The sequence below is a fragment of the Pseudomonas sp. KH_017 genome (assembly GCF_057840285.1).
In genome coordinates, this window is sequence record NZ_CM174509.1 from 4,265,574 (window position 1) to 4,289,074 (window position 23,501).

The following is a 23,501-nucleotide window of genomic DNA, read 5'->3' on the forward strand; positions in this document are numbered from 1 at the left end:
TCAGCCTAAGGCTTGCCAATGCCCAAATCTGTCGATCGTATTCCGCCAATGCCGCGTATACAGGCACTTGACCCGAAAAACTCCGAACAGAGCTGGGAAAGTGCCTCGCAATTGTTGGCCGCGCTCAACGGCGCGCGCCTGGGTGCCTGGTATTGGGACATCGAGCGCGGGCAGATCAGCTGGTCCCGGGGTACGCAGGCGCTGTTCGGCTTCGATCCCCGCAAACCGTTGCCACGGGATCTGGAATACCTCGACCTGCTGCCCCCGGAAGATCGCGCGAAAACCCTTCGCGCATTCCACGCGGTCATCGCTGGCGCGCCGCTGGAGCAAGCGATGCATCACCGCATCCGCTGGCCCGATGGCAGCCTGCACTGGCTGGAAATCAACGGCAGCCTGTTGCCGGACAAGCACGGCCGGCCACGGATGATCGGCGTAATCCGCGAGATTACCCACCAGCGCCAGCGCGAACAGGCGTTGAGCAGCTCGGAAAAACGCTTCGCCACCCTGTTCCACCTGTGCCCGAACATGGTCCTGTTGACCCGCCAGGAAGACGGCCTGATTTCCGAAGCCAACCAGTATTTCGAAAGCCTGTTCGGCTGGCCGGTGCAAAACGCGATCGGCCGCACCACCCTGGAACTGGGCCTGTGGGTGCATCCCGAACAACGGGCCGACCTGGTCAAGGCCACCAAAGCCAAAGGCGACCTGGTCAGCATGGAAGTGCAGTTTCGCGCCAGCAATGGCCAGGTCCATGACGGCATCCTCAGTGCGCAGAAAGTCGAGCTCGAAGGCCAGCCCTATCTACTGAGCACGTTCCTTGACACCACCGAACGCAAAGTCGCCGAACAGGCCCTCAAGGACAGCCAGGAACGCCTCGACCTGGCCCTGGACTCGGCGCAACTCGGCACCTGGGACTGGCACATTCCCAGCGGCATGCTCTACGGATCGGCACGGGCCGCCCAACTGCACGGCCTGGACGCCAAACCCTTTCACGAGTCCTTCGACGAGTTCTTCGAAGGCGTGCCCGGCGAAGAACGCGACACCATGCGCGACGCTTACCGCAGCCTGCGTGAAGGCCCGGCCGGCAACTATCAATTGACCTACCGCGTGCAATTGCCCGACGGCAGCTCGCGCTATCTGGAAAGCCGCGCCCGCCTCTACCGCGATGACAACGGCGTGCCGGTGCGCATGGCCGGCACATTGCTCGACATCACCGACCAGGTGGAGCGCGAACAACGGCTGGTGGCCTCCGAAGAAAAATTCGCCACGCTGTTCCAGGTCAGCCCCGATCCGATCTGCGTCACCCACCAGGACACCGGCCAGTTCATTGAAATCAACTCCAGCTTCACCCAGACCTTCGGCTGGAGCACTGCCGACGTGATCGGCCGCAGCGCCGACGAAATCGGCCTGTGGGACGCTTCGGCGAAAAGCCTGCGACGGATCGAACAAGTGATCCGCGAGCAAGGCCTGAACAACGTGGCCATTCTGGTCCAGCACAAGGACGGACAGGTCCTGACTTGCGTGATTTCCAGCCGTCAGATCAGCGTCGGCGACCAGGCCTGCATCGTCACCACGCTGCGCGATATCACCCAGCAACAGCGCTCGGAAGCGGCGCTCAAGGCCAGTGAAGAGAAATTCGCCAAGGCCTTCCACTCCAGCCCCGACGCCATCACCATCACCGAGCGCGACACCGGACGCTATCTGGAGGTCAACGACGGTTTCTGCCGCCTGACCGGTTACCGCGCCGAGGAAGTGGTGGGCCGCACGGTGTATCAGGTGGGGATTTGGGCTGAAGAAAAACAACGCTCGGCGTTGCTGGCCGAACTGCAGATCAAGGGCCGGGTTCATCACCAGGAAATGCTCGGACGCAACAAGCGCGGCGAACTGCTCACCGTCGAAGTCTCGGTGGAACCGATCACCCTCAATGAAACCGCCTGTCTGCTATTGACCGCGCGAGACGTCAGCCTGCTGAAAAACGCCGAAGCGCAGATCCGCCACCTGGCCTACCACGACCCACTGACCAACCTGCCCAACCGCGCCTTGCTGATGGACCGCCTGAGCCAGCAGATCGCCCTGCTCAAACGGCATAACCTGCGCGGCGCGCTGATGTTCCTCGACCTCGACCATTTCAAGCACATCAACGACTCCCTCGGGCACCCGGTGGGCGATACCGTGCTGAAAATCATCACAGCGCGCCTGGAGGCCAGCGTGCGCATGGAAGACACCGTCGCGCGCCTGGGCGGTGACGAATTCGTGATACTGCTCAGCGGCCTTGAAGGCTCGCGCAGCGAGGTCAGCGATCAGGTTCGCGAACTGGCCGACACCATCCGCGAACTGCTGTCCGAACCAATGTTCCTCGACGGCCAGCGCTTGCAAGTGACGCCAAGCATCGGCATTGCGCTGATCCCCGATCACGGCTCGACCCCGACCGACCTGCTCAAGCGTGCCGACATCGCGCTTTATCGCGCCAAGGACTCTGGTCGCAATACCGCGCAGATGTACCACAACACCATGCAGAAGGCCGCGAGCGAACGCCTGCGCATGGAAACCGACCTGCGCCTGGCGCTTTCCCGGGGCGAGTTTCGCGTGCATTACCAACCCCAGATCGACGCCCGGGGCGACCGCATCGTCGGCGCCGAGGCACTGGTCCGCTGGAATCATCCGGAGCTCGGCGCGCAATCACCCGCCGAGTTCATCAAGGTGCTGGAAGACAGCGGACTGATTCTGGAGGTCGGCACCTGGATCCTCGACGAAGCCTGCCAGGCCTTCAAGCAATTGATCGACGACGGCCTGGTGAATCCGTACAAATTCAGCCTGTGCGTGAACATCAGCCCACGCCAGTTCCGCCAGAACGACTTCGTCGAGCGCGTCGAAAACAGCCTGACCAGCTATGGCCTGCCCTGCTCCCTGTTGAAGCTGGAAATCACCGAAGGCATCGTCATCCAGAACCTGGAAGACACCATCAGCAAAATGCGCCGCCTGAAAAAACTCGGCGTGAGCTTCGCCATGGACGACTTCGGCACCGGCTACTCCTCGCTGACCTACCTCAAGCGCTTGCCGGTCGACACCCTGAAAATCGACCAGTCATTCATCCGCGACGCCACCAGCGACCCGAACGACGCCGAGATCATCCGCGCCATCGTCGCCATGGCCCACAGCCTGGATTTGAAGGTGATTGCCGAAGGGGTGGAAACAGCCGAGCAGCTGGAGTTCTTGCAGGGGCTGGAGTGTCACTTCTACCAAGGGTATTTGCACAGCCCGCCGTTGCCGGTGGAAGAGTTTCAAAAACTATTGAAATAACCCTTCCTGTAGGAGCGAGCTTGCTCGAGATGCACGCTAACGATGACGCGGGCTGATTGGAAAAACGCGGCTCCATCACCCTAATCGTCGTACGACCGTTGAAAAAAGCCATTCATCCCCATTTCCTACACGCATCTCGGAAACATCCTATTTACGTTTATTTCTCCGGCGCTGACCCTGTGCGCCGCACGTTGCCATGCCTCGATTTTCACTCGGGAGCCGGCACCATGTGCTTGCTGGCGGGCCCTTTGGAGCGGCTCGCTCAAGTCGCGAAAAAACAGGAGTTGATGCAATGGCCAAGGGATATTTCATTCGCAAGGGCGATAAGACCAGCTGCGGCGGCGAGGTGCTGGAGGGCGATACCCGCATCACGATGTTTGGCTTCGCCCATGCCCGCGAAGGGGACCGGGTGTCTTGCGGCAAGAGCAGCGAATTCTTTCAAATCCAGGGTGGTGTCTCGTTCATTGATAGTCACGGCAGGCCCGTAGCCGGCACGTTGGACAGTGTCAGCAGTTGTCCCTGCAAAGCCACGCTGCAGCATTCGATTACGATAACCAGCTATATCTCTCAGGCTACTCCAGCGCCCCCCACAGCCAGGGCCGTCCCTCAACCCGCGACTCCTCCTGCCCCTGCCAATCCGGTCGCGCCTCGCCAGTCCGGGCCTGCTTCGGCACCGAAGACTGCCACGCCGACCTTCAGCGAACGGCCGGGAACGGCCTGCGAGAACCTCTGGCGCGGCTACCAGCAACGGGTCGAAAACGTCGTGGCGCCGGGCGGCAAGCTGATCACCGACCCGAAAGCACGCAACAAGGCGATCAACGCCGCCTACGCCCAGCTGTGGCGCCACGACCCGCGTTTCCAGTGGGCCGGCCTTGCGGCCTTTGCCTCCAAGCAGGTGGGCTGCGGCCTGCTGCACGCGGCAGAGTCGATCGACAAGATGCAGACTGAAGAAGAGACGATGCAGCAGTTGAGGGACAGCGCCAGGCAAGGGCTGGTGGGTTTGCTCAGCCCCAGCGAGCGGGAAAAGCGGGCGACGATTCGGGAGTTTGAACAGCGCCAGCGCGACTACGAACAGGCCAACCGCGACAACCCGGTGTGGGGCTTCACCCATTGGGGTGTCGACAGTGCGTTGCCCCTCGCGCAACGGATGTACCGGTTCGTGCACGAGATGCTGGCCATGGGCAATACCACGCTGTTCCTGGATGTGTATCCGTTGCATGTGTTTTATGCGGAGCGGGGGTTGGAGGCGTTGAAGGCTTGTCTGGCTTCACGGAAGAACATCTATGGCACTGGTGAGCATCCGGTACTGTGGCCGGTCGGACAGGAAACGCTGAAGTTCGGGATTGACCATGATGAAATCCTCCTGGCCTTCGAGGCGATTGACGCTGGCAATATCGCGGAAAGTGTGGCGTTTCTTGCCACGCACGAGCAGGTCAACATCCTGCAACCGGCGATGTACGACGACACTGGACTGAAATGGTTGCTGCGCGGTAACCATTTCTCCTACGTCACCAACCTTCCTTCCGGGGCTGCTCAGGCCATTGAACTGACCCTGGCCAGTCAGTGCCGTCCCATCGAGGACGGGCGCACCGTTGGGTTTAGCAACTTTCCCTTCGCCGACCTGGCTGACGTCGAGCGGCGCATGGCCTTCGTGCTCAAGGCCGCGGCGCAGTTTGACGATCTGCTGCATAGCGACCAGCGCGATCGGATTGAGCAGTCGATTCGGGAGATTGCCGTCGGTGGTGGCGTGCGATGAGTCTGTTGCATCGTTTGGGCTGGCGCCGCAGCTTCTCGTTGCTGGCAGTCGCGGCCCTCCTGACAGCAACGGCGATTCAGGTCCTGTCGGATGAACCGGAAATTGCTCTACTCCTAGGTGAGCCCTATGAGGTTATGCGTCAGCGCTCCAGCGCGGCCATCGGTCCGGCTATTCCCGGGCAGGTGTCGTTCAACATTCCAAAGACGGATGCCCGTCTGCGTTTCATGGATCCCGAGTACGGCTTCGTAACCCCGCTAGCCAGCTTTTTTACGATTATTTACAACAAGGAGGTGATAAACAGTGTCCGCATGTCCCCGCAAATCGAACCACTACTGCTCGACGACACCCTCAAAGTCGTGCTGGATTTGCAGGAGCAATGGCGCAACGCTGGTTGGATACCTGTCCGAACCGAGAACTTCCCATCCTTCGCCGACACCCCGCAATGGCGAGCCCAACTTCGCGATGTCAACAAAGGCGGTACAGCCTATTGGCGAGCAGGTGACAAGTACCAACTGATGCTGGTGGTCAGTCGCTTCAGGGACAGCAAGCGTCCCACCGAGGAACGCTATCTCATCACATTGGGAATCCACCGATCACGGGGCATGCAATGAGTTTGCTGCAGTGCATAGGCTGGCGACGGGGTGCGTTGGCACTGGCTGGCGCGGTCCTCCTGACGTTGGCGGCGATTGAAGTCCTGTCGGATGAAGCGGAAATAGCCCTGATGATTGGCGAGCCTTGGGAAGATATGCGACAGCGCTCCAGTGCAGCCATTGATCCAGCGATTCCTGGGCATTACTGGGGGCGATTGCCGAAGTCTGATGCTCGCCTGCGTTTCGTAGACCCTCAATACGGATTTGTGACCCCATTGGCGCGTTTTCTCAGCGTAAGTTTCGACGATGAGCGAGTCGGCAATGTCCGCATGTCCCCGCAGATCGAGCCGCTATTGCTTGATGACACCCTCAAGGTCGTGCTGGATCTGCAGGAGCAATTGCGCGCAGCCGGCTGGACTCCGATCCGGGTCGAGGAAGATCCACCATTCGCCGATACGCCGCAATGGCGAGCCCAATTGCGCGACGTGAACAAGGGCGGCACCTCCTATTGGCATGCGGGTAACCAGTATCAAGTGATGCTGGTAGTCGGACGTTTCAAGGACAAAAAACGCCCCACGGAAGAGCGCTATCTCATCACGCTGGCACTGGCCAAGCCATGGACGAACCCTTGACCCAGGGTATCGAGCAGGCTGGCGACGCAGTTTGTTTTGCGGCACCGATCTTCTTTCACCTGGTGCGCTACGGCTGGACTTGAGTCAAAAAAAGACCCCGACAAGTCGGGGTCTTCTGGTGTCAGTCGGCTGGGTGACACTCACTCAGCCCGACCTCTGGTTCTGACTTAGTGTTGCAGAGCCGGCTTCTGCGCTCCGTTGATCGGGATGCGCTTGGCTTTCGCCTCTTCCGGGATCACCCGCAGCAGGTCGATGCTCAGCAGACCGTTGCTCAGGCCGGCAGCCTTGATCTCGATATGGTCCGCCAGACGGAAGGACAGTTTGAAGGCACGTTGCGCAATGCCCTGGTACAGATAAGTGACGTCTTCGTTCGCGTCACGCTTGCCGCCACTGATGGTCAGCACACCTTTCTCGACTTCGAGTTCCAGATCTTCTTCCTGGAAACCTGCGGCGGCAATGACGATGCGGTATTGATCGTCGCCGTGTTTCTCCACGTTATAGGGTGGATAGCTGCTGCCTGGCTCGTTGCGCAGGGCGGTCTCGAACAGGTCGTTGAAACGGTCGAAACCTACCGAGGAACGGAACAGTGGGGCCAGGGAAAATGTAGTAGCCATGATTCAAATCTCCTGAAAAAAATCAGCAAGGTTTTTTGTCTCCGCGACCCGAATTCGGCATCGCGTAATCCTTAGATAGGGACCGCTGATTGCATTTCAAGAGATTATTTTCTAAAAAGTATCAGGCCGCTTCAGCCACCGGCAAACCCAACAAGCGCGAGACATTATCCAGCTCGGTCTCACGACGCAGCACGGTGAACAGCTCTACCGCCTCGGGATAATTGCGGGTCAGCATCGCCAGCCATTGCTTCAGGCGACCCGGCGACTGGCGTGGCGTCATCTGTGCCTTGGCTTGCAGCCAGAAGTCTTGAATCAACGGCAGCAACTCGGCCCAGGTCATCTCGACCACTTCTTCACCGGCCCGCGCCGCGGCGATCTGCCGAGCAAGGTCCGGACGCGAAACCAGGCCGCGACCGAGCATGATGTCTTCCACGCCGCTGATCTCGCGGCAGCGACGCCAGTCTTCAACGCTCCAGATGTCGCCGTTGGCGAACACCGGCACCTTGACCACGTCCTGCACCCGCGGAATCCACTCCCAGTGCGCCGGCGGCTTGTAGCCATCCACCTTGGTCCGCGCGTGCACCACGATGTGTTCGGCGCCGCCTTCGGCCAGGGCCGTGGCACACACCAGCGAACCGTCCGGGCTGTCGAAACCCAGGCGCATCTTGGCGGTGACCGGAATGTGCGCGGGGACGGCACGACGGACGTGTTCGACGATCTGGTTGAGCAGCTCGGGCTCCTTGAGCAATACCGCGCCACCACGGGATTTGTTGACGGTCTTGGCCGGACAGCCGAAGTTCAGGTCGATCACTTCGGACCCCAGTTCACAAGCCAACGCGGCATTTTCTGCCAGGCACACCGGGTCGGAACCGAGCAGTTGCACACGCAGTGGCACACCGGAGGCTGTCCGGGCGCCGTTGAGCAACTCAGGGCCGAACTTGTGGAAATAGGCAGGTGTGAGCAACTGGTCGTTGACCCGAATGAACTCGGTCACGCACCAGTCAATACCACCCACGCGGGTCAGCACATCGCGCAGGATGTCGTCGACCAACCCCTCCATGGGCGCCAAAGCAATTTGCATGAAAAACACACTCGAGGAAAAACGTGCGGCAGTTTACTGGGTTCAGAGAAAATCTGCAGAACATCGCAGATCCATTGTGGGAGCGGGCTTGCTCGCGAAGGCGGTGTGTCAGCGAATTAAATGTTGACTGACACGGCGCCTTCGCGAGCAAGTCGGACCGCCGCACCGCCGCTCCCACATGGAATCAGGGTTGCACCAACTCCTGTGCCCGGATCGCCGGGCCATAGCCCTCGATGAACTCTACCGGCATGCGTTTGGGCTTGCCGGTGGACAGTTCGATACAAACGAACGTGGTCTGCGCGCGCAATAGCGTGGTGTTGTCACTGGGGCGGATCAACTGGAAGTGCCGGGTCATTTTCAGGCGCTGGTCCCAATCGACGATCCAGGTCGCCAATTGCAGCTCATCGTCCTCATAGGCTGCCGCCAGGTAATCGATCTCGTGCCGCACCACCGCCATCGCCCGGTCCAGCCGGCGATACTCGACCAGGTCCAGACCAAGGCGCTGGGAGTGGCGCCAGGCACAGCGTTCGAGCCAGGTCACGTACACCGCGTTGTTCGCGTGCCCCAACCCGTCAATGTCCTCGGCGCTCACTTGCAGATCAATGATGAACGGCGTTTCCCGATCCCAGCCCATGCCCGACTCCCTGGTCAGATAATTTCGACCGGGGCAGTGTAACGGAAGCTCAGGCGGATTGGCGTGATTGCAGGCTGCGCCCGGTCAGCAGTAATAACACGCCATCAATCACCCTCGGGTCGGCCAGCACTCGCTGATGACCTCCGTCCTTCAAACGCAACAAGCGGCTGTCGAACCAGGCTTCGTGAATCAGCTGGGATTCCTTCACCGGGACAAGGTTGTCGTCTTCGGCATGGACAATCAGGCCAGGCATGTCGAGTTGATAGTGCGCGACATCCAGCGTCGCGGCTCGCATGCCGACGTCTTGCTCGACCTGGCGAATGAACGCCGAGCGGGCCTTCGGTGGCAGCCCGACATAGCGGGCAAAACCACGCAACACGCCGAGAATTCGCGCCGGAGCGGCAATGGTGACCAGGGTTTCGGTGCGCAAGCCCAACTGGACCGCGAGCATCGCACTGGCGCCGCCCATGGAATGGCCGATGACCGCTTGCAGGGGTGGCAGTTCGGCGGCCGCTTCAAGCATGGCGCGGGCGAACAGCACCACATTCGCTTCACTGCCCGGTGAGCGACCGTGGGCCGGACCATCCAGGGCTACGACCGAGTAACCGGCATCGACCAGTGCGGTGATGAGGCTGGCAAACTGCGTCGGCCGCCCTTCCCAACCATGCATCAGCAAGACTGCCGGGCCTTGGCCCCAGCGCAAGGCCGAGAGGCCGAAGCGCAGGGTAATCCGCTCGGACCTGGCCAACAGTGGCAGCTCCCAGTCACGCAGCGGCAGATCCCGTGGCGTCATGAACGCCTGTCGCATTTTGCTGGCGACCAGTTTCGGGGCAAACCAGCCCAAGGTGCCATTAACGCCACGAACCCACTTTAACGCGCTCATCGCATTCTCCTCAGGCCGCAGCCTTCAGGTCAACGCACTGCCGATTTGGCGGCGCGCAGTAATCGATCGGACAACTCTCCTGGCCCCAGCGCCCGCGCCAGAGCCAGCCCACCCACCATCAAGGCCATGTCGGCCAGGGCTTTTTCGGTTTCTTCAGGGCTGGCCGCCAACTGCGCGACCATCAATTCCACATGCTCATTGAGCGCAACACGAAACGCTTCCGGCAGCCGCCCCAGTTCGCCGACCGATGCCGGGATCGGACAGGCCGATTCGGAGGAATCACGGTGCTTGCGCGACAGATAAAACGCTGCCACCAGCGCGCGGCGCTCTTCACCCGTCAACTCCGCGTCCATGTCGGCAATCAGGTCACGGCGGTGACCGAGCAATTGCCTGAACGCCTCGAGCATCATCGCGTCCTTGCTTTCGAAGTGGGCGTAGAAGCCGCCTACCGTCAGGCCCGCCGCGCCCATCACTTCGCCAACACTTGGCTCGGCCGGGCCGCGCTGAATCAGCGCTGCGCTGGCAGCCTTGAGGATGCGTTCGCGGGTTTGAGCTTTTTTATCGTTCATCGTTGCCTCCGAATATTACGATTGAAATATTATTCTCATAATAAATTTTAGCAAGTCATGGGTGTGACCGCTGGTCTGAAGAACAGTTTTTTTTGGAAATGGAGGAATTTGGCCAAACGCCAGACAAACAAAAGGGCCATTCAATAATTGAATGACCCTTATAAAATCCCGCAGAGCGGGTAATCGTGGCGTCCCCTAGGGGACTCGAACCCCTGTTACCGCCGTGAAAGGGCGGTGTCCTAGGCCACTAGACGAAGGGGACACAAACCCTTCTATACAACTGATCAGTGCTGAGAGCTGATCGATTCAAGGCCGGTGTGGCCAGACCTTGAACTGTAAAATTGGTGGAGCTAAGCGGGATCGAACCGCTGACCTCCTGCATGCCATGCAGGCGCTCTCCCAGCTGAGCTATAGCCCCGGATTTTTCGCCTCGCGGCGGAGCGACATCTTGCAACATCGCTTCTGTAAAACTGGCGTCCCCTAGGGGACTCGAACCCCTGTTACCGCCGTGAAAGGGCGGTGTCCTAGGCCACTAGACGAAGGGGACGCAAACCCTTCTATACAACTGATCAACGCTGAGTGTTGATCGCTTCAAGACCGGTGTGGCCAGGCCTTGAAGTATAAATTGGTGGAGCTAGACGGGATCGAACCGTCGACCTCTTGCATGCCATGCAAGCGCTCTCCCAGCTGAGCTATAGCCCCTCATCGTTGATGTCATCGCTGAGGACGGGGCGAATCTTAAGGGCGTATCGAAAGTCTGTCAAACTTATTTTTCAAAAAAATTGAAATTTTTTGCCGACATAACAACCACTTACCGCCCTCCCCCCACAAATTCGGGGGGAAACGCCGGAGGACAGGAACAAAAGATCCCGGCCTCCGACGGCTACCGCAGAGTCAGACGTGCTCAGGCGATAGCGCCCAACAGCTTTTCCCACTCCTTGTTTTCTTTCTTCGACACGCCGCCCAGCAGGTCAATCGCCTGGCGCAGACGGAAACGGGTCAGGTCCGGCCCAAGGATTTCCATCGCATCGAGCACCGACACCGAACTGGCCTGCCCCGTGATCGCAGCGAACATCAGCGGCATGGCATCACGCAGCTTCAGCTCCAGGGACTCGACCACCGCCTGAATGGTCGCGGTGATGCTGTCCTTCTCCCACTGACGCAGGCTTTCGAGCTTCCACAGGATCAACTGCATCAACTGGCGGACCTGATCGCCCGACAGCTTCTTGGATTCGAACAGCTTGGCATCGGGGTTCACGCCACCGGCAAAGAAGAACCCGGCCAGCGGTGCCACCTGGCTGAAGGTTTCGACCCGGCCCTGCACGTGCGGCGCGATCTTCATCATGTATTCGGAATTGAACGCCCACTTCTGCACCCGTGCGGCGAACTCTTCCACCGGCAGGTCGCGCAGCCACTGGCCGTTGAGCCACGACAGCTTCTCGATGTCGAAGATCGGCCCGCCGAGGGACACGCGCTTGAGGTCGAAGTTGTCGACCATTTCCTGCAACGAGAACTTCTCGCGCTCGTCCGGCATCGACCAGCCCATGCGGCCCAGGTAGTTGAGCATCGCTTCCGGCATGAAGCCCATGCGCTCGTAGAAGGTCACCGAGGTCGGGTTCTTGCGCTTGGACAGCTTGCTCTTGTCCGGGTTACGCAGCAGCGGCATGTAGCACAGCTCCGGTTGTTCCCAGCCGAAGTATTCGTACAGCAGGATCAGCTTCGGTGCCGATGGCAACCACTCTTCGCCACGCAATACGTGGGTGATGCCCATCAGGTGGTCGTCGACCACGTTGGCCAGGAAGTAGGTTGGCAGGCCGTCGGTCTTCATCAGGACTTGCATGTCCATGCGGTCCCACGGGATTTCAACGTCGCCACGCAGCATGTCCGGTACCACGCAGACGCCTTCGCTCGGTACTTTCATCCGGATAACGTGGGGCTCGCCAGCGGCCAGGCGACGGGCAACTTCTTCCTTGGACAGCAGCAGCGCGCGGCCGTCGTAACGCGGGGTTTCACCGCGAGCCATCTGCTCGGCGCGCATCTGGTCCAGCTCTTCGGCGGTGCAGAAGCACGGGAAGGCATGACCGAGCTCCACAAGCTGCTGGCAATACTTCTGATAAATATCGCCGCGCTCGCTCTGACGGTACGGACCGTGCGGACCACCGACGTCCGGGCCTTCACTCCAGTCGATCCCGAGCCAGCGCAAGGCGTCGAAAATCTGCTGTTCGGACTCGCGGGTCGAACGCAGTTGGTCGGTATCTTCGATCCGCAGGATGAACTCACCGCCGTGCTGCTTGGCAAAGCAGTAGTTGAACAAGGCGATATAGGCGGTACCTACGTGGGGATCCCCGGTAGGCGATGGCGCGATGCGAGTGCGGACGGTGGTCATGGCATGTCTCGAAAAGAATAAAAGCGAAGTTCAAACAAGGCGCGAATGGTAACAGGCGACACCCGCCCGGCTCCAGTGAACAGGGCATTTAAGCCAAGGTTGCGTCTGTAACGCCCGTATGACGAGGTGAATGGCCAAATATCAGCCGATGGCATTTACCGTTTATCGGCTGTATGCCAGATTTGCCTGCTGATAATTTCTCTTACAATTTCTCGACTACAGTTTGCCTCATGCCTGCCCAACTCAAGCGTCGCCTCTTCACGTTCCTGCTGATTGTCCTGTTGATTGCCGGGGGCCTGTTTGCCCATTGGCTCTTGAAGGGGCGCTTTTATGAAAGCACCGACAACGCCTATGTCCAGGGCGAGATCACCCGCGTGTCGAGCCAATTGGGGGCGCGTATCGATCAGGTACTGGCGCAGGACAACCAGCATGTCGAGAAAGGCCAGTTGCTGGTCAAACTCGAAGGCGACGACTTCCGCCTCGCTGTCGACCGCGCCAACGCGACCCTCGCCACCCGCGAGGCCGAGCGCCTGCAAGCCCAGAGCAAACTGACCCAGCAGGCCAGCCTGATTGCCGCCAGCGAAGCGCAAGTCGCGTCCAGCCAGGCCAGCCTGGGCCGTTCGCAGATCGACCTGACCCGCGCCGAAACCTTGCGCAAACCCGGCTATATCTCGGAAGAACGGGTAACCACCCTTTCCGCCGACAACCACATCGCCCGCTCGCAAGTGGTCAAGGCCCAGGCCGACGCGCAAAGCCAGCGCCAGCAGGTCAACGCACTCACCGCCGAGATCAAACGCCTGGATGCGCAGATCGCCAATGCCAAAACCGATCTGGCCCAGGCCGAACTGAACCTGACCCGCAGCGAAATCCACGCGCCCATCAGCGGTCTGATCGGCCAGCGTGCAGCCCGCGAAGGCCAATACGTGCAGGCCGGCGCTTACCTGTTGTCGATCGTGCCGGACGAAGACATCTGGATTCAGGCCAATTTCAAGGAAACCCAGATTGGCCACATGCAGCCCGGCCAGGAAGCCGAGCTGACCTTCGACGCCTACAGCGACACCCCGATCAAAGCCCGGGTCGACAGCCTGTTCGCCGCCTCGGGTGCGCAGTTCAGCCTGTTGCCGCCGGACAATGCCACGGGCAACTTCACCAAAGTCGTGCAACGGATTCCGGTAAAACTGACCTTCGCCGCGGACAATCCGCTGCGCGGCAAGATCCGCCCGGGCATGTCGGTCACCGCCAAGGTGAACATCAAGGACGCCCCTGAAGATGTCACCCCCAAAGTGAGCCACAAAGACGCCCCTGACGATGGCCGGTGATCAACTGATCCGCCCGGTCGGCGAACCGACCCGGCGGGACTGGATTGCGGTGATGAGCGTGATGCTCGGTGCGTTCATGGCGGTGCTGGACATCCAGATCACCAACTCCTCGCTCAAGGACATCCAGGGTGCACTGTCGGCGACCCTGGAAGAAGGTTCGTGGATTTCCACGTCGTACCTGGTGGCGGAAATCATCATGATCCCGCTGACCGCCTGGCTCGTGCAGTTGCTGTCGGCCCGGCGCCTGGCGGTTTGGGTGTCACTCGGGTTTCTCGCAGCCTCCCTGCTCTGCTCCATGGCGTGGAGCCTGGAAAGCATGATCGTGTTCCGCGCCCTGCAAGGGTTTACCGGTGGCGCGCTGATTCCGCTGGCGTTCACCCTGACCCTGATCAAGCTCCCGGAACACCACCGCGCCAAAGGCATGGCCATGTTCGCCATGACCGCCACCTTCGCCCCTTCCATCGGCCCGACCCTCGGCGGCTGGCTGACGGAAAACTGGGGCTGGGAATACATCTTCTACATCAACATCCCGCCCGGCCTGATCATGATCGCCGGCCTGATGTACGGCTTGGAGAAAAAAGAAGCGCACTGGGAATTGCTGAAAAGCACCGACTACGCCGGCATTCTCACCCTCGGCGTCGGGCTCGGTTGCTTGCAGGTGTTCCTGGAGGAAGGCCATCGCAAGGACTGGCTGGAGTCGAGCCTGATCGTGACCCTGGGCAGCATCGCGGTGGTCAGCCTGATCAGCTTTGTGATCGTGCAGTTTTCCAAACCCAATCCGCTGATCAACCTCGGCATCCTCGGCAACCGCAACTTCGGGTTATCCAGTATTTCCAGCGTCGGGATGGGGGTCGGATTGTACGGCTCGATCTATTTATTGCCGCTATATCTGGCACAGATCCAGAACTACAACGCCCTGCAGATCGGTGAAGTGATCATGTGGATGGGCGTGCCGCAGCTGTTTCTGATCCCGCTGGTGCCCAAGTTGATGAAGTATGTCTCGCCGAAATGGCTGTGCACGCTGGGCTTCGGGCTGTTCGGGCTGGCGAGTTTCTCTTCGGGCGTGCTGAACCCGGACTTCGCCGGGCCGCAGTTCAATCAGATCCAGATCATCCGCGCCCTGGGCCAACCGCTGATCATGGTCACCATCTCGCTGATCGCCACCGCCTACATCCTGCCCCAGGATGCGGGATCGGCCTCGAGCCTGTTCAACATCCTGCGCAACCTCGGCGGGGCCATCGGCATCGCCCTGCTCGCCACGCTGCTGGATGCGCGGACCAAGGTTTACTTTGACTACCTGCGTGAATCCATCGTGCCGAGCAATCCGCAGGTGGCAGAACGGATCGCCTCGCTGGCTGATCGGCTGGGCAACGAAACGGCAGCACTGGGCAAACTCAGCGAGATCGCCCACCAACAGGCGTCGATCATGGCCTACAACGATGCGTTTCATTTTGTCGGGATTGCGTTGGGGATCAGCATGCTGGCGGTGTTGTTGACCAAGAAGTTACCGGAGGGGTTGAAGGCGGGTGAGGCGCACTAGTCAAGTATTGTGGCGCCAAGACTGGCCCCTTCGCGAGCAAGCTCGCTCCCACAGGGATCACACTGAACCTTGTGGGAGCGGGCTTGCTCGCGAAGAGACCCGCACATTCACCGCAACTCTCAGACCGTCAGCAACCGCTCGCGCAACTTGACAATTTCGTCGCGCATCTGCGCCGCGGCTTCGAACTCCAGGTCGCGAGCGAGCTGATACATCTTCTCTTCCAGGGCTTTAATGCGCTTGGCGATCTCGCCCGGCGAACGCAATTCCGCTTCGTATTTGGCGTTTTCCTCGGCGGCCTTGGCCATGCCCTTGCGCTTCTTGCTGCGCGAACCAGGCACGATGGCGCCTTCCATGATGTCGGCGACATCCTTGAACACGCCTTTGGGCGTGATGCCGTTGGCCAGGTTGAAGGCAATCTGCTTGTCGCGACGGCGCTCGGTTTCGCCGATCGCACGCTCCATGGAACCGGTAATCCGGTCGGCATACAGAATCGCCCGGCCATTGAGGTTTCGCGCCGCCCGGCCGATGGTCTGGATCAGCGAGCGCTCGGAACGCAGGAAACCTTCCTTGTCGGCATCGAGGATCGCCACCAGCGACACTTCCGGCATGTCCAGGCCTTCACGCAACAGGTTGATGCCCACCAGCACATCGAAGGTGCCAAGGCGCAGATCGCGGATGATCTCGACCCGCTCCACGGTGTCGATGTCCGAGTGCAGGTAACGCACGCGCACGCCGTGGTCGGCCAGGTAATCGGTCAAATCCTCGGCCATGCGCTTGGTCAGCGTGGTGACGAGCACCCGCTCTTCCAGAGCGACGCGCTTGCTGATTTCCGAAAGCAAGTCGTCGACCTGGGTCAGTGCCGGGCGAATCTCGATTTGTGGGTCCACCAGCCCGGTCGGGCGCACCACCATGTCAATGACGCGCCCGGCGTGTTCGGCTTCGTAGTTGCCCGGGGTCGCCGAGACGAAAATCGTCTGCGGGCTGATGCTTTCCCACTCATCGAAACGCATTGGCCGGTTGTCCAGGGCCGAAGGCAGGCGGAAACCGTATTCGACCAGGGTTTCCTTGCGCGAGCGGTCACCTTTGTACATCGCGCCAACCTGCGGAACGCTGACATGGGATTCGTCGATCACCAGCAAGGCATCGGCCGGCAGGTAATCGTAAAGGGTTGGTGGCGCCGCGCCGGCTTCGCGGCCGGACAGATAACGCGAGTAGTTTTCGATGCCGTTGCAGTAACCCAGCTCGAGGATCATCTCCAGATCGAAACGGGTGCGCTGCTCCAGGCGCTGGGCCTCCACCAGTTTGTTGTTGGAGCGCAGGTATTCCAGGCGCTCCTGCAACTCGACCTTGATGCCTTCGACCGCGCCCATCAGGGTTTCCCGTGGCGTCACGTAGTGGCTCTTCGGGTAGAAGGTGAAGCGCGGCAGCTTGCGAATGACTTCGCCGGTCAGAGGATCGAACGCCGACAGGCTTTCCACTTCATCGTCGAACAGCTCGATGCGGATCGCCTCGAAATCGGATTCCGCCGGATGGATATCGATCACATCGCCACGCACGCGGAAGGTCGCACGGGCAAAATCCATGTCGTTGCGGGTGTATTGCAGGTCCGCCAGGCGTCGCAGCAATTCACGCTGATCGAGCCGGTCGCCGCGATCTACGTGCAACACCATCTTCAAATAGGTTTCCGGGCTGCCCAGACCGTAGATGCAGGACACCGTAGTGACGATGATCGCGTCCTTGCGTTCCAGCAACGCCTTGGTCGCCGACAGACGCATCTGCTCGATGTGGTCGTTGATCGACGCATCCTTCTCAATGAAGGTGTCCGAGGATGGCACGTAGGCTTCCGGCTGGTAGTAGTCGTAGTAGGAAACGAAATATTCCACCGCGTTGTTCGGGAAAAACGCCTTGAACTCACCGTACAACTGCGCCGCCAGGGTCTTGTTCGGCGCCAGCACCAGGGTCGGGCGCTGCACCTGGGCGATCACGTTGGCGATGCTGAAGGTCTTGCCCGAGCCGGTCACACCGAGCAGCGTCTGGTGCGCCAGCCCGGCTTCGATGCCCTCGACCATCAGGCGGATGGCTTCCGGCTGATCGCCGGCGGGCTCGAAGCGGGTGACTAGCTGGAATTCAGACATGAAATACCTCTGGATCACTCTTGCCGGTAAAATCGGCACGAACGAGAAAGACCGCAAACGACCGATGTCGCCCGAGGAAAAAACTGGATTGTGCTCAATGTGGAGCCGATTGCCAGCGCTTTCAAGGCAAACGTCCTACATCGCGCAAAACCTTTGCCGACGCCATTCGACTAACGGTCGATAAATAATCGGAAAAACTTACCCGAAATGCTGATTCGCCTGTCGCCAGCCATCGCCGATGGCCTCTATACTAGCTCCCCGTTTGTGCACCGCTCTAGTGCATTCGGCTGGAGCGCGACACGTCCCTCCACACTCCATTCAGAGCCGCCGCAATAATGAGCCTGTTCTCCGCTGTCGAAATGGCACCACGCGATCCAATCCTGGGCCTCAACGAAGCATTCAACGCCGATACCCGGACCAACAAAGTCAACCTGGGAGTCGGTGTTTACTGCAACGAGGAGGGGCGAATTCCACTCCTGCGCGCCGTTGTCGAAGCCGAAACCATTCGCGCCGCTCAACACGTTTCCCGTGGCTACCTGCCAATCGACGGTATCGCCGCCTACGACCAGGCTGTGCAGAAATTGCTGTTCGGCAATGATTCGCCGCTGATCGCTGCCGGCCGCGTCATCACCACCCAGGCCGTCGGCGGTACCGGCGCACTGAAAATCGGTGCCGACTTCCTCAAGCAACTGCTGCCGAACGCCGTCGTGGCGATCAGCGACCCGAGCTGGGAAAACCACCGCGCCCTGTTCGAAACCGCCGGTTTCCCGGTACAGAACTACCGTTACTACGACGCCGCGACCCACGACGTGAACCGCACCGGCATGCTGGAAGACCTGAACGCGCTGCCAAACGGCTCGATCATTGTTCTGCACGCCTGCTGCCACAACCCGACCGGCGTGGACCTGAGCCCGGCGGACTGGAAAAACGTCCTGGAAGTCGTTAAAGCCAAAGGCCACGTGCCGTTCCTCGACATGGCCTACCAGGGCTTTGGTGATGGCATCGACGAAGACGCCGCTGCCGTACGCCTGTTTGCTGAATCGGGCCTGACTTTCTTCGCTTCCAGCTCGTTCTCCAAGTCGTTCTCGCTGTACGGCGAGCGCGTTGGCGCCCTGTCGATCGTCAGCGAATCGAAAGAAGAAAGCGCGCGCGTGTTGTCGCAAGTCAAACGCGTGATCCGCACCAACTACTCCAACCCGCCGACCCACGGTGCCAGCGTTGTCGCTGCGGTGCTGAACAGCCCGGAACTGCGCGCCCAGTGGGAAGCCGAACTGGCCGAAATGCGCCTGCGCATTCGTGGCATGCGTACCCAGATGGTCGACCTGCTGGCACAAAAAGCGCCTCAGCGCGACTTCAGCTTCGTCGGTCGTCAGTGCGGCATGTTCTCCTACTCCGGCCTGACGGTTGAGCAAGTTCACCGTCTGCGCAACGAGTTCGGCATCTACGCCCTGGACACCGGCCGCATCTGCGTGGCCGCGCTGAACCAGAGCAACATCAAGGTTGTGACGGACGCTATCGTTCAAGTCATCTGATTACGCCTTGATTTGAAAACGGGAAGCCATGTGGCTTCCCGTTTTTTATTTACTTCAGATAATTCTCAACGCAACGACGCAGCCCTCTAAACTCCACACAATTCAAAATGTGGGAGCGGGCTTGCTCGCGAAGACAATCTGTCTGTGACATTGATGCCAAATGTGCCGCCGCTTTCGCGAGCAAGCCCGCTCCCACAGGTTATGCGTACACTCTGTTATTCCGATGAGAACCCACATGAAAAACGATGACCTACGCGCTGACCGCGATGACCTGGATGACCTGGATCACTTCACCCCCCGCGCCCCGACAAAACGCGGCAACAACCTGGTAATGCAAGTCGCTGCTGGTGTATTCCTCGGCGGCCTGGCCCTGTGGCTGGTGCAATTGGGGGCCACGGCGCTCTACGCCAAACTGATGCTTGCCACGATTACCTTCGGCGGTTAAGCCAGTTCGGTCGCACGCTGGCTGGCAGCGTCGTCGTAGGCGACATACAGCGATTCCGCGACCTGGCTCTTGATCGCTTTAGTGCTTTCCAGGCCCAGGACAAACCCTTCGGCCTTGCCACCCGCGCGGTTCAATGCTTCAGCGGTGCCGGCCTGAGTGATGGCGTCGAACAACTTTTCGGCGTGGGGGCCGACACCCTTGGGCAGGCTGATCTGAGAGATGCTCATGGGCGCACCCCGTGGTGTCGGGGTGTGAGGGTCAAATGATTCATGGCGCGTACCTTTTCGGCGAATGGCCGGCAGCGCGTGTCACCACTTCCGGGCGGCCATGGTAGACCTCTGAAGCGATCCTGGTAACCGCCAATCGCCGCTAAACCACCGCCCGTCCCGATGATTCGCTCCAATTGTTATTCGATGCTTGACTTCTCTTTTTGAATCAGTAAGATACGCGCCATTCCGCGATAGCTCAGTTGGTAGAGCAAGTGACTGTTAATCACTGGGTCCCTGGTTCGAGTCCAGGTCGTGGAGCCAGACAAGGTTCCAGAGAAGGCTTTCAAAATCTCTGAAACCCCCGAACAACCCGCCTTCTGGCGGGTTTTTTCGTTTTGGCGTTCCATCGGACCCCGGTGGGTACCAGCCGTTTTAAGGGTAGAGTTTGGGATAAAGGTCAGTTCGATAAAAGGGAGTACCCTTATGTCGCGCACTACTGCTCCACTCTCCGACGCCGCTTGCCGTTCGGCCAGGCCCACAGACCGCGCCTACAAGCTTTTCGACGGCGACGGCCTTTACCTTCCAGTCCAACCCAATGGCCGCAAAGGCTGGCGTCTCAGATACGTCAAACCTGATGGCCGGGAAGGACTGACCTCATTCGGCAACTACCCCATCGTTGGCCTCGCGGCTGCGCGCCGCAAGCGCCTGGAGGTCAAGCGAATGCTGGCGGATGGCATCGACCCTATAGGAGCCAAGAATCAAGCCAAGACGGACACTCTGATCAAAGGCCGCACCTTTGAAAGTGTTGCTCTCGGCTGGCACACGGAAATGTCAGCCAAGTGGGCACCGGACTATTCCAAGACAGTGATGAGTCGCCTCAGAACTCACCTCTTCCCGCTGATCGGCGCCCGCGCAATTGTCGACCTAGATACCCACGACCTTATGCGGCCCCTGGGCGCGATTAAGAAGCGCGGAACGATAGACATTGCTTTAAGGGTACAAAACTACCTGCAGAGCATCATGCGCGAGGCAAAGCGCCTCCGGCTTATTACCGTAAACCCTGCTTACGACCTGCCGATGATGGTGCCGCAGCCCACGGAATGGACTGCACCTGACTGACAGTCAGGTATGCCCCGATCATCGCATCACTGCCTTCACCTGACTCAGGATCTCGCTCAGGTACGACTCGGTCGTAGTCAATGATGAGGAAACGGATTCGACGGGTTCAACCAGGCAGCTTGAATTTGAGGAGCAACCCTGCAGTCAGAACTGCAGGGCGAGCAGGCTTTTAGCCTCGACTTGGGACCGGCGAATGGGAGTCCCCTTTTCTGCTCAAAAATACGAGGCGACGGCCGGCATCCATAATGGACATGGGGTTTACCGATATACAGGATGACGACGGCACAGCGCCACCACCTGTTCGCGCACATGATGCGCAACCTGCTCGCCGCCGCCGGATTCCAGTGCGTCCAGCACGTCACAGAGCCAGCCTGCCAGTTGCTCGCACTCCGGCACTCCGAACCCGCGGGTGGTCACGGCCGGGGTGCCGATGCGCAGTCCTGAGGTCACGAACGGCGAACGTGGATCGTTTGGCACCGAGTTTTTGTTGGCTGTGATGTAGGCATTACTCAGGGCTGCATCGGCGTCCTTGCCGGTGTAAGGCTTGTCGGACAGGTCGATCAGCATCATATGGTTGTCAGTCCCCCCGGAGACAATCTTGTAACCACGCTGCTGCAGCACGGCGGCCATGGCCCGAGCGTTGATCACGATCTGCTTCTGATAGGTCTTGAACCCGGGCGCCAGAGCTTCCTTGAAGGCAACGGCCTTGGCGGCGATCAGGTGCATCAGCGGACCGCCCTGGATACCAGGGAACACCGCCGAGTCGAGCTTCTTGTAAAACGTATCGTCCTGTCCCTTGGACAGGATCAAACCGCCCCGTGGGCCGCGCAGGGTCTTGTGGGTGGTACTGGTTACCACATGGGCGTGCGGCAACGGATTCGGATACTCACCAGCAGCCACCAGACCGGCTACGTGGGCCATGTCGACCCAGAAAATTGCCCCGACCTTGTCGGCGATGGCCCGCATGCGCGCCCAGTCCTTGTACCGGGAGTAGGCGGAAAAACCACCAATCAGCATCTTCGGTCGGGTTTCCAGGGCGATGCGCTCCATCTCGTCGTAGTTGATCAACCCTGTCTGCGGGTCGAGACCGTAGGGAACGATCCTGTAATGGCGGCCGGAGAAATTGGAGGGGTTGCCGTGGGTCAGGTGACCACCCTGGGCCAGGTTCATGCCCATCACGGTGTCGCCAGGACTGATCAGTGCCAGGAACACTGCGGCGTTGGCCTGGGCACCGGCATGAGGCTGGACGTTGGCGTAATCGCAATTGAACAGCGTCTTGACCCGTTCGATGGCCAGGCGCTCGGCCACATCGACATACTCGCAGCCGCTGTAGTAGCGCTTGCCCGGGTAACCTTCGGCGTACTTGTTAGTGAACACCGAGTTCTGAATCGCCATCACCAATGGGCTGGCATAGTTCTCGGAAGCGATCAGCTCGACGTGGTCTTCCTGGCGGTGTTCTTCGTCATGAATCGCCTCACACAGCTCGGCGTCGAATTCTGCAAGGGTCAGGGATGAGTCGTACATGATGATAGGGTCCTGTGGATTGGGAAAATGAACCGGTTGCAGTGCCTGCTACGACAAAAGCCGAGTGACACGCTCCGCGATGTCGTCGATCTGCGCTTCATCGCAGATCAGCGGCGGCAGCAGTCGGATGGTGGTGCCGCGGGTAACGGTGATGAGCAGGTGCTGTTCGTCCCGCGCCCGACCAACCAGCTCGACGCAGTTACGATCCAGCTCGATCCCGACCATCAGGCCCAAGCCGCGGATGGAAACGACATTGGGGTGGTTGTTCAGCGCCTCATGCAGGGCTGCCAGCAGCCGGTGGCCCAAGGTGGCGGCCCGCTGCGGGATGTGCCCGCGCTGCATGATGTCGACCACGGTGCAACCCACGCGACAGGCCAGTGGGTTACCACCGAATGTGGAGGCATGATGGCCCGGGGAAAACAGCTCGGCCGCCGTGCCCCGCGCCAGGCAGGCCCCAATCGGAAAGCCGTTGCCTAGCGCCTTGGCCAGCGTGATGACGTCAGGCACTATCCCCGAGTGCTGGAAGCCGAACCAGGTACCGGTGCGGCCCATACCGGTTTGCACCTCATCGACCATCATCAGCCAGTCGTGTTCGTCACACAGCTGCCGCAGGGCCTGCAGATAGCCGGCGGATGCCGCATGCACACCGCCCTCCCCCTGCACCGGCTCGACCAGCACCGCGACGATGTCGGGTGATTGCGCCGCTGCCTGACGGACCGCCTCGATGTTGTTGTAAGGCACCCGTAAAAAGCCCGGCATCAATGGCCCGAAGCCGAGCTGCACGGCAGGGTTCCCGGTCGCCGCCAAGGTTGCCAGAGTACGGCCGTGGAAACTGTTCTCCATGACCAGCACCTGCGGCTGTGCCACCTGCCTGGCGTTGGCGTGCAGCCGGGCCAGCTTGAGCGCCGCTTCGTTGGCTTCGGCCCCCGAGTTGCAGAAGAACGCGCGTCGCATGCCCGACAAGGCGCACAAGCGCTCACCGAGTTGCTCCTGCCATTCAATGCGGAACATGTTAGTGGTGTGCAGCAGTTGGCCGGCCTGCTCGGCGATAACAGCGGCAATTTCGGGGTTGGCATGACCGAGGCTGGTAACGGCCACACCGGCAATCGCATCCAGGTACTCGACCCCTTGCGTGTCCCACAGGCGTGCACCCAGGCCTCGGCTGAACGAGACTGGCTGGCGTGCGTATGTCTGCATGAGGTACGAGGGTGAAGAGGTCATGGCATTTCTTCCAGT

18 protein-coding genes, 5 tRNA genes and 1 pseudogene are annotated in these 23,501 nt (G+C 60.2%); 10 read left to right on the forward strand and 14 right to left on the reverse strand.

All coding sequences use genetic code 11. From position 1 onward, the window contains the following. Positions 1-18: 18 nt before the first annotated feature. The 4 genes from AC3IT6_RS19425 (at position 19) to AC3IT6_RS19440 (ending at position 6,275) form a co-directional block, all read left to right on the forward strand. A complete protein-coding gene (locus AC3IT6_RS19425; protein WP_223448400.1) occupies positions 19-3,297 on the forward strand; it encodes a sensor domain-containing protein in 3,279 nt (1,092 codons plus the stop codon). A 292-nt stretch (positions 3,298-3,589) separates the two neighbouring features. After that, positions 3,590-5,053 (forward strand): PAAR domain-containing protein, encoded by a 1,464-nt coding sequence (locus AC3IT6_RS19430; RefSeq protein WP_489352070.1) that lies wholly within the window; start codon positions 3,590-3,592, stop codon positions 5,051-5,053. Continuing rightward, entirely contained in the window at positions 5,050-5,664 is a 615-nt protein-coding gene (locus AC3IT6_RS19435; RefSeq protein ID WP_460057067.1) for a hypothetical protein, read from the forward strand. Before AC3IT6_RS19430 ends, AC3IT6_RS19435 begins: the two co-directional genes overlap by 4 nt. Further along, positions 5,661-6,275 (forward strand): hypothetical protein, encoded by a 615-nt coding sequence (locus AC3IT6_RS19440; protein WP_489352073.1) that lies wholly within the window; start codon positions 5,661-5,663, stop codon positions 6,273-6,275. The genes AC3IT6_RS19435 and AC3IT6_RS19440 overlap by 4 nt, the downstream gene beginning before the upstream one ends. A gap of 167 nt (positions 6,276-6,442) precedes the next feature. Here the strand turns inward: AC3IT6_RS19440 and AC3IT6_RS19445 are convergent, their stop codons facing one another. From AC3IT6_RS19445 to gltX, 10 genes are all read right to left on the reverse strand, one after another. After that, positions 6,443-6,889: an Hsp20 family protein gene (locus tag AC3IT6_RS19445; RefSeq protein WP_095965286.1), complete on the reverse strand. Its 447-nt coding sequence runs from the start codon at positions 6,887-6,889 to the stop codon at positions 6,443-6,445. 121 nt (positions 6,890-7,010) lie between these two features. Next, a complete protein-coding gene (locus AC3IT6_RS19450; RefSeq protein WP_008050845.1) occupies positions 7,011-7,970 on the reverse strand; it encodes a tRNA dihydrouridine synthase in 960 nt (319 codons plus the stop codon). A gap of 184 nt (positions 7,971-8,154) precedes the next feature. Next, complete coding sequence (locus tag AC3IT6_RS19455; protein WP_347907601.1) at positions 8,155-8,604, reverse strand: acyl-CoA thioesterase; 450 nt, start codon at positions 8,602-8,604, stop codon at positions 8,155-8,157. A gap of 49 nt (positions 8,605-8,653) precedes the next feature. Further along, positions 8,654-9,487: an alpha/beta fold hydrolase gene (locus AC3IT6_RS19460; RefSeq protein WP_489352076.1), complete on the reverse strand. Its 834-nt coding sequence runs from the start codon at positions 9,485-9,487 to the stop codon at positions 8,654-8,656. A 29-nt stretch (positions 9,488-9,516) separates the two neighbouring features. Further along, on the reverse strand, positions 9,517-10,056 hold the full coding sequence (locus AC3IT6_RS19465; RefSeq protein WP_057715584.1) for a TetR/AcrR family transcriptional regulator: 540 nt from the start codon (positions 10,054-10,056) through the stop codon (positions 9,517-9,519). Between the two features lie 186 nt (positions 10,057-10,242). Beyond that, positions 10,243-10,318 (reverse strand) — tRNA-Glu (locus AC3IT6_RS19470). Between the two features lie 80 nt (positions 10,319-10,398). Next, a tRNA-Ala gene (locus AC3IT6_RS19475) sits at positions 10,399-10,474 on the reverse strand. A gap of 53 nt (positions 10,475-10,527) precedes the next feature. Continuing rightward, positions 10,528-10,603, reverse strand: a tRNA-Glu gene (locus AC3IT6_RS19480). 79 nt (positions 10,604-10,682) lie between these two features. Next, positions 10,683-10,758, reverse strand: a tRNA-Ala gene (locus AC3IT6_RS19485). A gap of 202 nt (positions 10,759-10,960) precedes the next feature. Then, complete coding sequence (gene gltX, locus AC3IT6_RS19490) at positions 10,961-12,442, reverse strand: glutamate--tRNA ligase (protein ID WP_007997532.1); 1,482 nt, start codon at positions 12,440-12,442, stop codon at positions 10,961-10,963. A 230-nt stretch (positions 12,443-12,672) separates the two neighbouring features. Here gltX and AC3IT6_RS19495 point away from each other — a divergent pair, with 230 nt between their 5' ends. Both AC3IT6_RS19495 and AC3IT6_RS19500 read left to right on the forward strand, forming a co-directional pair. Then, positions 12,673-13,761: an HlyD family secretion protein gene (locus AC3IT6_RS19495; protein WP_489352078.1), complete on the forward strand. Its 1,089-nt coding sequence runs from the start codon at positions 12,673-12,675 to the stop codon at positions 13,759-13,761. After that, positions 13,751-15,301 (forward strand): MDR family MFS transporter, encoded by a 1,551-nt coding sequence (locus tag AC3IT6_RS19500; protein WP_489352080.1) that lies wholly within the window; start codon positions 13,751-13,753, stop codon positions 15,299-15,301. Before AC3IT6_RS19495 ends, AC3IT6_RS19500 begins: the two co-directional genes overlap by 11 nt. A 119-nt stretch (positions 15,302-15,420) precedes the next feature. On the opposite strand, the gene uvrB is transcribed toward AC3IT6_RS19500, so the two are convergent. Beyond that, positions 15,421-17,436 (reverse strand): excinuclease ABC subunit UvrB, encoded by a 2,016-nt coding sequence (gene uvrB, locus AC3IT6_RS19505; protein WP_489352082.1) that lies wholly within the window; start codon positions 17,434-17,436, stop codon positions 15,421-15,423. Between the two features lie 335 nt (positions 17,437-17,771). Here uvrB and AC3IT6_RS19510 point away from each other — a divergent pair, with 335 nt between their 5' ends. Beyond that, positions 17,772-18,968, forward strand: a complete 1,197-nt coding sequence (locus AC3IT6_RS19510; RefSeq protein WP_008050829.1) for an amino acid aminotransferase — start codon at positions 17,772-17,774, stop codon at positions 18,966-18,968. A gap of 235 nt (positions 18,969-19,203) precedes the next feature. Then, positions 19,204-19,413: a hypothetical protein gene (locus AC3IT6_RS19515; RefSeq protein WP_150672795.1), complete on the forward strand. Its 210-nt coding sequence runs from the start codon at positions 19,204-19,206 to the stop codon at positions 19,411-19,413. Here the strand turns inward: AC3IT6_RS19515 and AC3IT6_RS19520 are convergent. Further along, entirely contained in the window at positions 19,410-19,640 is a 231-nt protein-coding gene (locus tag AC3IT6_RS19520; protein WP_007978659.1) for a hypothetical protein, read from the reverse strand. The genes AC3IT6_RS19515 and AC3IT6_RS19520 overlap by 4 nt on opposite strands. A 227-nt stretch (positions 19,641-19,867) precedes the next feature. Here AC3IT6_RS19520 and AC3IT6_RS19525 point away from each other — a divergent pair. After that, a tRNA-Asn gene (locus tag AC3IT6_RS19525) sits at positions 19,868-19,943 on the forward strand. Between the two features lie 162 nt (positions 19,944-20,105). Next, positions 20,106-20,717, forward strand: a pseudogene (locus tag AC3IT6_RS19530) (tyrosine-type recombinase/integrase); the annotation flags it as partial. 282 nt (positions 20,718-20,999) lie between these two features. Here AC3IT6_RS19530 and glyA read toward each other — a convergent pair. Next, positions 21,000-22,265, reverse strand: a complete 1,266-nt coding sequence (gene glyA, locus AC3IT6_RS19535; protein ID WP_489352084.1) for a serine hydroxymethyltransferase — start codon at positions 22,263-22,265, stop codon at positions 21,000-21,002. A 48-nt stretch (positions 22,266-22,313) separates the two neighbouring features. Further along, positions 22,314-23,486, reverse strand: a complete 1,173-nt coding sequence (locus tag AC3IT6_RS19540) for an aspartate aminotransferase family protein (protein ID WP_489352087.1) — start codon at positions 23,484-23,486, stop codon at positions 22,314-22,316. Positions 23,487-23,501 lie beyond the last annotated feature (15 nt).